Raw genomic sequence first — 13920 nt, 5'->3', positions numbered from 1 at the left:
CAACCGGCAATATTTTGATGGCCAGGCATAATTAAATTACATTTATTTCTTGAGGATTATTTTTCTAAAATTTATTTGCATAATCATGATGTGGATAAACTCCAACAAATAATTTCAAATAGAATATATTCAAAAATGGCTAAAATACATTATCATCAAGATAATAAATTATTAAAAAAAGAAAAAAAAGGAAAATAAGTTAATTATTTAATTTTCTACTACTGTTAACGTTTTAGTATCTTCAACCCTATCATATCCAGTAGCCAAGAATACTGCAGTTAGTTTATAGTCCCCAACTTTCATATCTTCAGGCAATGTGTAATTTACTGTTACTTGATTGTTTACTACTTTAGCATAGATTACTTTACCATTTTCATCTTTAACCGTTTTACCGTTGATTTTAAAGACTATTTTTCCATTGTTGATTATGGAATTTCCGGCCGTTACTGTTGCTGTTAGTTTAACATCTTCTCCTGCTGTTGCAGTTACATCATTGGTTGTGATTGTTAGAGCGGCAGTTGTAACATTAAGTGATACTTTTTCGCTTTTTAATGAATCCAAATCTACAGATCCTGAGTATATTGCTTGTATTTCAGCGTTAGAACCTATCCATGAATCCGGTATAGCATAATTTTCTATTTTGGCAGTACCGTTTACCACTTTTGCATAGATTACTTTACCATTTTCATCTTTAAGTGTTTTGCCGTTTACTTTGAAGGATACTTTACCTTTGTTAAGGTTACTTAATACTGCGTTACCGTAGTATATGCTTGCTTGGATTGTTGCTTTTTCACCTGCTGTGAATTCGGTTGTATCTACTTTGAGTGTTGTTTCGATTGGGTTGGATACTACAAGTATTGTTCCCATTGCAAAGAGGTTATCATTAATACTCTGTAAAGTTACAAGATTATCACCATCAACAACATTACCGACTTCAGATTTCACAATACTGAGTTTTGAAACCGAATCATAACTATCAGCCATACATCCAACATCCTCACCATTGAACAAAATCTTACTACCATCAGCCTTATCACTGGCAGCAGAAATCACATACAATACACCATCACCAGATTCAACACCCTCATAATTAGCATACGCAACAGTATAATCACTAGAAGTTAATCCACTAGCTTCAGGATTTAACAAATCAGAACCCTCATTAATCATAATACTAGTCATATCAGTATTATTAGCATAAACAACAACTAAAATACCACCATAAAGTATATTGGAATTATTAACACCCTGCATAGGAACAATCTCATTAGACTGACCAGCAACAAACTGACCAGTAACATTAAAGACCATCACACCACTAGGATAATTATAAGTACCAAATCCCTTAGCATCACTATAACTAGCAATAAGAGGACTTTCAACACCATTAACCATCAAAGTAAAATTCAAATACTTATCCCAATTATAACCCTGATAATACAAGACATCAACAATCTTACCAGCATCCAAAGCTGAAGCATCATAAACCGCCCTAGAATTATCATTCCAATTATAATAATCAAACTGCTCAAGAATCAAAGTATTCTTACCTACATAAACACGTTTAGTAGTGAAATTCTCACCACCAGTAAATGACTTACCCCTATAACCGTTATAATATGCCATAAGAGTGCCTTCATATAATGTTTGACTTTCATCATCAACTATAAGATCCACTTTAACATCTTTAGCACCGACAGTACTTGGATTGACAGTCACGTCAACAACTTTATAACCAACGAAGTCCTCAAGAACCACACTGGAAACACTTCCGTCAACATCAACATTCAAAGTACCAGTAAACGGTGCACCATCATTGGAAATGCCAATACTGACAATGTTATCAGTATCTACAAGCAAATCACCTTTACTTGCAGTGACATTAACGTCAGTGACGACAACATTAGGCACTTCATAACTTAATACAAGTATTGTTCCCATTGCAAAGAGGTTATCATTAATACTCTGTAAAGTTACAAGATTATCACCATCAACAACATTACCGACTTCAGATTTCACAATACTGAGTTTTGAAACCGAATCATAACTATCAGCCATACATCCAACATCTTCACCATTGAACAAAATCTTACTACCATCAGCCTTATCACTGGCAGCAGAAATCACATACAATACACCATCACCAGATTCAACACCCTCATAATTAGCATACGCAACAGTATAATCACTAGAAGTCAATCCACTAGCTTCAGGATTTAACAAATCAGAACCCTCATTAATCATAATACTAGTCATATCAGTATTATTAGCATAAACAACAACTAAAATACCACCATAAAGTATATTGGAATTATTAACACCCTGCATAGGAACAATCTCATTAGACTGACCAGCAACAAACTGACCAGTAACATTAAAGACCATCACACCACTAGGATAATTATAAGTACCAAATCCCTTAGCATCACTATAACTAGCAATAAGAGGACTTTCAACACCATTAACCATCAAAGTAAAATTCAAATACTTATCCCAATTATAACCCTGATAATACAAGACATCAACAATCTTACCAGCATCCAAAGCTGAAGCATCATAAACCGCCCTAGAATTATCATTCCAATTATAATAATCAAACTGCTCAAGAATCAAAGTATTCTTACCTTCATAAACACGTTTAGTAGTGAAATTCTCACCACCAGTAAATGACTTACCCATGTAACCGTTATAATAAGCAGTTAATGTACCTGTATAAGCACTTACGCTGCTGTCATTTAGGTATTTGATGATTACTTCCACGTTCTTGGTACCGTTGCTTGTAGGAATATATGTAAAGTCAACTGTTTTAATGTCATTTATATCATCAACAGTCTGTGTTAATTCATCATCATCAATTTTTAACGTTAATTCAATTGGTGAATGTCTGCCTTCTGCTTTAAGGGTTACTTCAACAGTGTTATTTACGTTGACAAAGAAATTATTACTGTTGGATGTTACTCCAAGATTTGTTACATTTATTAATGGTTCATTATAGGTCATTGTCAATATTGTACTGAATATTACTAGATTATCCTCTACGCTTTGTAATGTAACAATATTCTCTCCGTTGACCAAATTATCAACGTCATATGTACTAAATGACATTTGTTGAGTTGTATTCCAGTTATCAGACATTGAACCATATTTTTTATCATTTAGGAATATGTTACTGTCCGGCCAGTTAGCAGCACCGGTTATTACGCATAATTTTGTTGAATTTAGGTATTTTGTATCTATGTTTTCATATACGGCATATGATATTGCTGTTGTACTGTTTGTTCCATAACCGGAACTTTCGGTATTTAATAAGTCGGTTTCCTCTGTAATTTTTATTATTGATGGTTGTGTAGCGTTTTCATATACTGCCACTATGTAGCCAGTGTATAATGCTAATTTATCATCATTGAGTCTTGTTATATTAAATACATTGTTTTGTCCTGCTTTAAAGTAATTTGAAATATTATATACCAATAATCCTGATGGGAAGTTCCATTGATTTCCAAATCCTTTTGTATCATTATATTGGGCTATTGGTGAGATTTCCAAATCATTTATTGAGAGTTGATATGTATTCATCACATAACCATAGTCCCAGTTATATGGTTGATAATACAGTATATCTACAATTTTTTCCATATCATCCAATCCGTATTTGCTAGCATTAATAGTGCTTGTGACCATTTGCCAATCTGCGGATTGATAATCATGTACGGGTATTATCACCAATGTGTTTAATCCTTCGTATTCACGTTTTTCAGTGAAATTTTCTCCACCGGTGAATGATTTACCCATATAACCATTGTATTTGACAACTAAGTTATCAGAATAGATTGTTTCAACCGTACCATTCAGGTAATCCAATACCAAGAACAATTCATAATCATTTTTTTCATCAGTAGTGTAATTGAATGTGAATGTTTGTGGATTATTATCCAAATTACTTATATCGACTGACTGTGAGAAGTCCCCAACATTTAATGTTAATTTTGCACTATCAAGTTGTGAACCTTCATTACTTAGGGTTGCTTGAATATTGTTGGTTACATATACCAATGCATCTCCACCGTTAGATGACACTTTAACCTTATCTACTTTAACAACCGGCTCAGGATTAGTTTCCGTATAGGTAAGTACTAGTGTAGCGGCGATTGTTTTAAATGTAGCTCCATACAAACCACCTGTTGCCTCATTTTCAAGAACAACATCTGATTCATTATCATATACATCCAATACATCCCATACACTTTCACTAAAGTAACCTGAAGGATTTTCAGATTCAAATGATATGCCGTTTACATATACGTCTGACTTAGCTGATGATGTTGCTACTTGTATTAATGTTGCCGTTTCTGGAAGAGGTTTGCCAGTTGTTGCAAATGTCGTTTCTGATTTTTCATTAGTCCATGAATGACCAGTATTGAACCAGTATGTGTATCTTTCATTTGATGAATCAACATTGTATGCGGCCAACAATCCGACACATTTTATTTTTGCATCCGCTACTCCCATATCTTGACCACTATATGTCTGTACCTTGACATTTAATGTATCTGCATGGATATAGTTTGCAATGTCATAGGATAATAAATAGTCGGAATATACACGAGTGATGTTTTCATTAACTGTGTAAACCGTAGCATCCTGGCTGGATGCAATCTGTAAAACTCTATTGTTTTCTAGTACAGTTTCATATGATCCGTCATTATCTCCATCAAGAGAGATGTTTACTACTGCCCCATATCTATTGTTAGTACTTTGTACATAAACCATAGTGTATAATCTTGCATTTTGTATGTCTTTGATTGTTTGAGTGGTTTCCGTAACACTTCCCGTATTGTAAGAATTTGTGGGAGTGCCCGTATCTGCACTTTTTTGTGGGTTTATGTTCGATTCTTCCTTATTTGTTATATTAAATGATACTTCTTCTAAATTGCCACCAGCTTGTTGATTACCATAGGGTGTTTTTTGAACGGCATGTGAATAAACACCACCGTTTACTTCACCTTGTTCTGTAGTAGTCAAGTTTTCTGCGGCTACTGCCGAACACATAATCAATGTCAGTGAAATAAAAAGTACCATCAGTATCTTTTTATTCATTATTTCACCTTTTATTCTAAAGTTATATTATTAAAGTAGAAGTGAAAAAGTAATACCAAATTACGAAAAATTATCACTTCTAAAATTATATATGGTAGTTGATTTTATAAATATTTAATATTTATTTAAAAAAAAGTATTACTTTTTAGAGTATTTTTGAAAAAAAAGTAATAAAAAAAATAGGGATTTAAAGGAAAATTTAGTTTAAATTCCTTTTGTTATAATAACCATATGCTATTGCAACTAATAAACTCAATACAAAGATTATTGACAGAGCAGACATAGCCGAATCCGTTATGGCTGATCCTTTTTTTGAAGTAATTAACTCATGCATCTTACCTACAGTAGCAGTAGCGGCAGTTGTACTGCCTTCAGAATCCATTTTATTCTGGCTGGTGATTGTCAATTCAGAAACCTTTGGACTAGGCGTTTCTTTAACTGAATTATCATTAACCGAATTTTGCTGATTGTCAACTGGTTGATCTGTTTGCTGATTTTGCTGCTCATTTTCTGATGATTCGGGTGGTATACTATTTTGATTACTTTCTGAATTATCTACATCATTGTTTTTTGATGAAACCTCATCCGTATTATTTCTATTTTCCAATGTGCTGTTGTGTGTGTTGTTTATTGATGATGTTTGAGTATCATTTCGTACTGTGGTATTCTCAACGACACTTTGATTTTCCACTGTATTGTTGTTTGTTATATTTGTATCAGGAGTCTTAACGTTTTCATCATCTTTTTCATCGACAGTATCGTTGACAACTTCAGTAGTCTGATTTGCCACTTCCGTGTTATTTTCATTATCAGTAACATTTACATTGTTTTCATTTGGATTTGTAGTATTTGTAGGTGTTGTGTTTGTAATATTGCTTGTTGGACCTGTATTATTGGTTACATTTGTACTTGAATTAGTTGCATTGGTAATATCCACATCGCTTACATTGATGAATTCATTTGTACTGTTTGTATCATTGATAGTTGGAACGGTGGTATTTGTCACATTGACTACTGGTGCTGTAGTATTAGTCGTGTTGATGGTAGAATTCGTTACATTTGTCATGTTCACATCTGTTATATTTGTGATGTTGCTTGTAATATTTGTAGTATTTACGGCCGGAACCGTGTCATTAGTTATGGGTGCACTTGAATTTGTGGCATTTGTATTTGTCGTATTTGTATTTGTGTTATTTTGTGTAGGATTAGTGGTGGAATTACCATTATCCGGAGTATTTGTATTGTTGGTATTGGTAGTGCTATTGGTATGTGTAGTGCTATTGGTGTTGGTAGTGCCATTGGTATGTGTAGTGCTATTGGTGTTGGTAGTGCCATTTGTGTTACTATTAGTATCAGTAGTATTTGTAGATGACGTGCTATTACCGGTACTGTTTCCGGTAACATCAGTCATATTGCCCGTTGCATTTCCGGTACCGTTTCCAGTACTGTTGTTGGTGGTGTTACCGGTAGCGTTACCGGTACTATTTGTACCTTCATCATTTGTATTGTTCGTATCAGCATCACTTGTACCATTCATGTTTCCGTTAGGATTATCAGTTTCACCATATCCGTCTTCATAAAATCTTTTATCTTGTGTTGCCTGATATAACTTAGCCTTTAATCTGCTCATCAAGTCGGGATTAATGTATTTGAGTGACCAGTCCATCATCAATACATTACCACAACTACAGTCACAACAGGCCACACCATTGTCTATGACACTTTGAGCCCATATATCTGCAACTTTTCTCAATGTATCATCATCAGTCTGCCATTTATTTTCATAAGCGGCAGTTAGCAAGGTTCCGGTAATGGATATCATAGCATATGAATTATATCCATTCGTTAAGAACTTGTTAACACCCAATCCATATTTATCATCAATATAAACACCTACAAGGTTATCCCAATCCTTATTAGTTACTTTATCTGTTACGGATGCCCATCCATAAAGGTTTGAGGCGAATTTAGACATGTAACTTGATCCGGCATAATCTTGTTCCATCATTGATTTAATCCATTGAGGGTTGTAGTACCTTGAGTTCATTTCACGTTTCAAGAATTGACCAATTTCCGTTATTGATGTGTTTATATTTTCACCGTAACGGATAACATTGAATGAGATGTCCTTATTGTTTATATAACCCATAGCATTGTATAAACCACCCCAGTAATCGAAGTAATCGTCGTTATCAATTACACCATAAAGGTTTGTGTTTCTGCTTGTGAATAATGAAGTAGTGCCGTTGAGCAATTGTTCCAATACATTAGAGTTATATGTTCCCCAGTTTGTGCTTGAATAGATATAACCCATACGATTTATGTATTTTAATGCCAAATCCTTTGTATCGTTAAATGTCCAACTTTGTCTTACGGCCTGACTGATTAATGCCCCATAGTCACTTTCAGGGGGAGCGAAGATTCTGCTTATGGCAAATTCGCCCGCCTGTTCCGGTGTCATGTTCAAGGCCATATAATGCTTAAAGTCCCTAATCCAATTTGACGCTACTGCATTTTCTTCCAGGGACTCTGATGATACTCCATAATATCCGATATTTTCCATTATTGGATTTATGGCTTTAAACAAATCATCCCCGTATTCATCAATCAATGTCTGATTATTCACGATAGTGTCATATGAACGTGCCAGTGCTATTCTAAATGCCTTATCTAGTAATCCTACTTGACGACTGTATAAGTCTCTGAAGTTTCCATCAAGTACTATTACAACATCCAATCGTGTTTTATTATATCCTTCAGGTCTGTACATGTCCTCCAATTTTTCATATTCGGGAGTTTCCCTTAATTTTTTACCATCTGCTCCTGCACTTGGTGAAGAGGACCATGTCGGTTTCATACCCAATAATCTAAGTACGAGGGATATTAACTGTCCATCATCACGTGCTGTTTCTGTATCCCATATTCCAAGCACGATCTTATTTGTTTCATTATCTATGTGTTCCAATGTTACGTCCAGCAGGTCTTTTGACTTTTCATATGCCGATTTTGTTGGTACTTCTGAGGATTGATCCTGATAGAAGTTTTTACCTGTTTGAATTGCTTTAGGGTTATTTATTGGATCTCCACCACTTCCAGGTTCAATATAACCAGCATTTAAAGCATTTAAAAAGCTCTGTACCTCATTTATCGTACTTTCTTTTAATGTATTGATGTATTTTAATGCCAATTGACAGGTTTTATTAAGACCTTCTGATGGATTATCCGTTATGTTACTTAGTGTTTCAGCCATGCCATTGACAATCAAACTGTTTATAAAGTTTAAACTATTTGTTTGTGCTATGGATTTTTTCGAATTCGTTAAGCTAGCATAGTCTTTACCATCCAATAGATAAGCCATCTCATTTAACAGTGATGTTGTATCCCCAGCTTCATTATATTCATATTCAGAGGACAACATGGATGTAACCAGCAATCCTATTTCTTCATCAGACCAGTTTTGTCCGATTACATGTACTCCATAAGGATATAATGTACTTGTTAGGCTATTTATATAGTCATTGACCTGTGCTACCAATTCATCATCGTCCAATGCAGACACGTTAATCTGCATGTCCTTATCGTATTCTTCGTCGATTATTATTTGCCGCATCTGCTGAGCCAGTTCTAATCTTTTATCATTATCCCCCACTTCATATTCCTCAGTCAATGTATGGATATATGAAAGATTACCATAAAGATTGGTCAGTGTCATCGGTGGAGTTAAATGATCTATTATGACTGCTGATGCTCTGCGTTTAGCCGTTAATCCTTCAGATAAGCCATCGGTAATATAGAAGTATATCTGCGGAATTGAACCCGTCATGATTGTGGTGAAATCCGTATCGGAACATAGTACTTCCTTACCTGATAGCCATTCGTGAGTTCCATGTCTTCCCATGAATACCATTGCATTATAGCCCTGTTCTTGTAGATATGAATACAATGCCAGGTACTGGTAGTGTGGTGGAACTATGGTATTGTGGTATAACTGTTCAGCATTACCTTCCCATCCCCTCTGAGGTTCTGGCGTGATGAATACATTTCCATATTGTATACCAGGAAGCACGAAGTACTTTATGCCTTCCCTTTCAACTACCATTATATTTCCAGGAAACTCTCCCCAACCGGATAATCCTTCAATATTATATGATAGGAATTCCTCTTTAAGTTGTAGGTATTCCTCATAGTATGACTGGTTAGCCGTTTTTACATATGACTTCAGAAGGGATGTGATATTATTTATCAATGGAAGAACCAAGTTAATCTTTGCTGATGGTATTAATTCCTTTACCCCATTGTACCAGTCGTCGATGTTTTCTGTAAAGTTGGTATAGTTGAGTGATACTGCAATTCTTGAGTATTCACCTATATATGCCACAGGTCCTTCGGATATTGTCAATTTACTAATATCATCCAACTTATCGTACCATTTTTTAAATTCGGCTACAGGATATAACAGTACTCCAGGGGTGTCTTTTAGAGCATTTATCTCCTCTTCGGTCATGTTTTCCAAATCTATTTTATAGGTATTGTTGTACTGATAACCGTATATCTCATCATAGGATGAATTTCTGAAGTCTACCATTACCTCTACAAGTCCATTAGCCCAATTGGCCACATTTGTTCCCTGTGATAACATCTGTGCCAATAGTATTGTTGAGTTTTTAGGTATGTTTTTTACATCATAGCCGTTTTCTTGCAATACGTTCAGTAAGTTCAATGTACTTTCAACCGGATCCATATAACTTGCGGCTATGTTCTGTTTTCCCGGAGGATAATTATAGTACAATATTGCTATTTTCTTATCTTCATTAGACAAGTATTTCAACAATGCCCAGTTATAAAGACTGTTAGCCAGTACCTCTATATTACCGTCATGCGGTACATATCCGCTGATGGATGCCCCGGTATTTTCGTCTATCGTATAGGCATATCCTCCAACAAATGTTGGAGTGACGGCCCCTTGAGCTTCACTTATTGCTATATGCCACCATTTATCTCCTCCAAGTGCACCCAATCCCGTTGTTCCTAATGTATACTCTGTATTTGACACGTAATCGGAGTGAACTGCCTTGAGTATAGGTATGTTTAACTTGCTGAAAAATGGCGTTACCTTATCAAAGTCCGTTCCGCCCAAACCATATGCCACCATATTTACCATTGCATCTATTCGTATATTGCATTTTCCGGAATTCAATTCTTCAAGTGTGCTTGCATTTGTAAATGTTTTTAACATTACCTCCAGTTGTTCATTTGTTCCACCATATGCCACTATTGGTATGACATTTAATCCCAATGATTCTAGTCTTGATATTATGGCGTAATATGGTTGTAGTTGTTGTGAATCAACATACATTTTACTTTCAATAATTCCGATTGTAGGTCTTGATGAATTGATATAATCTCTTGCATATTCTTCATAACCATCAATCCAGTTAGCCTCATCATCCAAGGAGGAATACCATTTTTCACGATAAATACCATAAACGGGAGTGTTTAGCCTGTCCGGAGGCAAGGTGTATGACTTGTTGAACATTTTTGAATTTATGGAATTCAATAACCATAAAATCATGTTTCTATCGGCGTCGACACTGCTTAAATCCTTATATAATGTTGCCTGATTGTATATTGCAGGTATTTCATGGACATTGCTTATGTAGTCATAAACACTTGAATAGCTCAATCCCCTCGTTGTATTGAAGTAGTAATCATATAATACATCAATACCCACATTTGCTAAAGAGGATAACTTGTTTACCCCTTTAATGTAGAATGTTGAATTCTTTATGATTTCTACAGAACTTGCCGTTGTAGATACAGGCGGTTCGAGTATTAGGAATATTTTGTTATTTTTATTTTTTATTATGTTGGGATTATCCTTAATTATGGCATTAATCTTTTCATATACTCCAGAACTTAGCCAATCGGCTATTACTATATCTGCAGATTCAAGATATGTACTTAATTCTTGATTTGACATTGTAACGGCTTGGTTATCCGTTCTGATTTGTATATTTATCAATCCGGCATAGTCTTCAAGTAAAGTTTTACTTGCCTGATTATAGGAATTTGTACCTGAATTATCACTTATTATAAATATGGATAGCAAATTAGGATTATTTACTATTATGGTGTAATTCAATTGATTGTTGTCATAATCTATTTCCTCGATATTCTCATCCACAACAACTTCAAGTACGAACAATCCATAATCGTTGGGAGTCCAATCCACATCTATAATCTGTGACTCGTTTATATCCAACTTTTCAAGATTAACTGTTTTTATTAATATTCTCGTTACATCATCGGATATGTATATTTTTACAGTTGATTCATCTGATTTTCTAAGACCGTTATTTGTAATGTTTACCTTAATTCTAGTCTTGTTTTTGAGTATTATATTATCTTCAAGTACAATATCACTAATGTTTAGATCAGCGAATTTTGTATATGTAGTGTTGAATGATGCATTGTAGATATTATTTACCCGTGATACCTCTGAAACTATCATTTCCTCATCGATTATGACCGACAGATTAACGTTGCTGACATTTTTATTGTATCCAACATTGAATACCACGGCCGCATCTTCAAAGGTATCCAAAGAAGATAATGTTTTTGTATACTTATTATTATCTAATTTTAAGGATACGTTGAATTTATTTGCCTTTCTTGCACCAGTATTTTTTATATTTACAACTATTTCATTTTCATCATCCAAAAATACTGAATTATTATATTTATAATCATTTGGATTTACATATACACTGTCAACAGTTAAATCAGGTAGCATTTTGGAGTTATAATATTTGACAAGCATTGTTGAAGCGAATATTTTAAAGTATGAACCTAACCTTGAATATTCAAGGACATTATTATTAGTTCCCACATGATATTTATTTGTAACGTTCCAACTGCAAACCCCATCATATCCTCCTTGAGGTGGATAATTTTCCAAAGTTTTACCATTGAATTTATATGCGGCATTTACGCTTGCCAAATAATATGATGTTAAATTAGCATAATATACCCTTGAACCAGAGTATACTCCTTGGAATCTTGTTGAAGAAGTATAATCCTCGATATTTACAACATCATGTCCATAATTTATCGTATAGTAATATAGGTCATAATCATCGTCATCATATGCTACAAGCAATGTAGCCATTTTAACGACAGCTGATTCCGATTTCGTCAAGTCGATGTGTATATAGTTTCCTGTTAATGCCATGTTATCTGTTACATTGAAATGTATCAGATAGTCACTTGTAACTCTGTTAATATTATCATTGATTATTACCGGACCCTCTGAATTAGAGTATGTGCTGCTTAATGTTTCGTTCACATATGTCTTTCCATTGAACGTTAATTCCATGTCAACAGGATAGTTCCTATTCATATTTGCCATATAAACTGCAACCATCAGATGTGCTGATTTTATCTTTGCATTGGAATCCAATGGTTTATAGATGTATGTTACGTTCTTATCATCAAATTTGACTTCAATATCATTGTCCCGAGTACTTGTTTGGGCATTTGCCGAATTTGAATTGGTGTTTATTGAGGAATCTGTTGATGTTTGTGAATTATCCCTATCTGCTGATGAAGGAGTATCCCCCGTTGATGAATATGTATTTACCCGATTTATTGTATTGGAATAGTTTACATTTATATGCTTATCATCATAACCAAAGTATGAATCGGAATATAATCCTCCACTGACCGTTCCATTATCTATTGTTTCCAACTCTTTACTATGATATTCGGAATCTGCAGATACCGTGACCATGCATGAAAAGATAAGGATACATGTGAAGGACAATAAAATGATTCTTTTATCCGCGAATATGTTTCTATTCAAAATATCACTCCACCATATATTAACTGTCCACCATTACCAGCTTTCCAGTTTTTGGATCCTTGTAAACCGTTCCTACCTGAGAGTAGCCTGAACCTGAACTGTCACTTTGTTCTATATCATTCGGTATTTCCTGTCCTTCCTCCACATCCACCATCTGCGAATGGGACTGTTGAGTATTCGAGGACATGTCCATAACTCCTGTTGCGGTTATGGCCAATATTAAAAATCCCACCGCCAATACCAGCATTATATCAACCATATTAACAAGACTAGCCGTAGGATCTTCCTCTTCATCATCAATAAAAGACCTGCTGTTATCTCTTAGCATTGTTCTCCTCCATTATAGCTTCACTTATGGTGTATATTAAGCCAATATCATCACCATACCACATCTTTCTAATTTTTGAGATTACATATGCGACCAATGAACAGCTTAAACCCACAGTTGTAGTGTTAAATGCTATTATTAACTGCGTGGACAATGTTGCAACATCTCCCGTACCTAATGATGCAAGTCCCGGTCCTAATGGAATCAGTGTTCCCAATAATCCGCAACCGGAACTGACCCTTGTAATTATTTCGGTTTTTCTCAAGGTTTGTGCATAGTTGTACTCTTCATTTTCAATGATTTTACGAACATATGCCTCTTTTGTATTTGGTTTAAGATTGTCAGTATTGAGTACCTTTATTAATGTTTCCTTAATGTTTTTATTCAGTTTACTTTGTTGAATTATATCAAGTATCTCCTCGGAGTTTTGTGAATCATTAATCTGATTAATTATTGAATTTAATTCCTCATCCGATATTTTTACCCTATGTGAATATTCGGCCAAAAGTCCACCTATCTGAATTAAAACAAGTAATATGAATATTACCAATAATATTAAAACAGGTATAATCAAACTTCCAGCCACTACATTTATGATTGTAGTTAATAATCCCGTTGCCGTCATTGTAGACAT

4 protein-coding genes are annotated in these 13920 nt (G+C 34.6%); all 4 read right to left on the bottom strand.

Going from position 1 to position 13920, the window contains the following annotated elements:
- Positions 1-207: 207 nt before the first annotated feature.
- The 4 genes from AW729_RS07710 to AW729_RS07695 all read right to left on the bottom strand — a co-directional run bounded on the left by AW729_RS07710 (position 208) and on the right by AW729_RS07695 (position 13920).
- Positions 208-5097, bottom strand: coding sequence for a DUF3344 domain-containing protein (locus AW729_RS07710; RefSeq protein ID WP_112124564.1), 4890 nt, complete (start codon positions 5095-5097; stop codon positions 208-210).
- A gap of 199 nt (positions 5098-5296) precedes the next feature.
- On the bottom strand, positions 5297-12958 hold the full coding sequence (locus AW729_RS07705; protein ID WP_112124563.1) for a cobaltochelatase subunit CobN: 7662 nt from the start codon (positions 12956-12958) through the stop codon (positions 5297-5299).
- A 19-nt stretch (positions 12959-12977) separates the two neighbouring features.
- Positions 12978-13286 (bottom strand): DUF2149 domain-containing protein, encoded by a 309-nt coding sequence (locus AW729_RS07700; protein WP_112124562.1) that lies wholly within the window; start codon positions 13284-13286, stop codon positions 12978-12980.
- Positions 13273-13920, bottom strand: coding sequence for a MotA/TolQ/ExbB proton channel family protein (locus AW729_RS07695; protein ID WP_112124561.1), 648 nt, complete (start codon positions 13918-13920; stop codon positions 13273-13275). Before AW729_RS07695 ends, AW729_RS07700 begins: the two co-directional genes overlap by 14 nt.

This window comes from Methanosphaera sp. BMS, assembly GCF_003268005.1.
In the GTDB taxonomy this organism is placed as follows: domain Archaea; phylum Methanobacteriota; class Methanobacteria; order Methanobacteriales; family Methanobacteriaceae; genus Methanosphaera.
The sequence above is the reverse complement of the archived record's forward strand: the minus strand, read 5'-3'. Positions and strand labels throughout refer to the sequence as shown.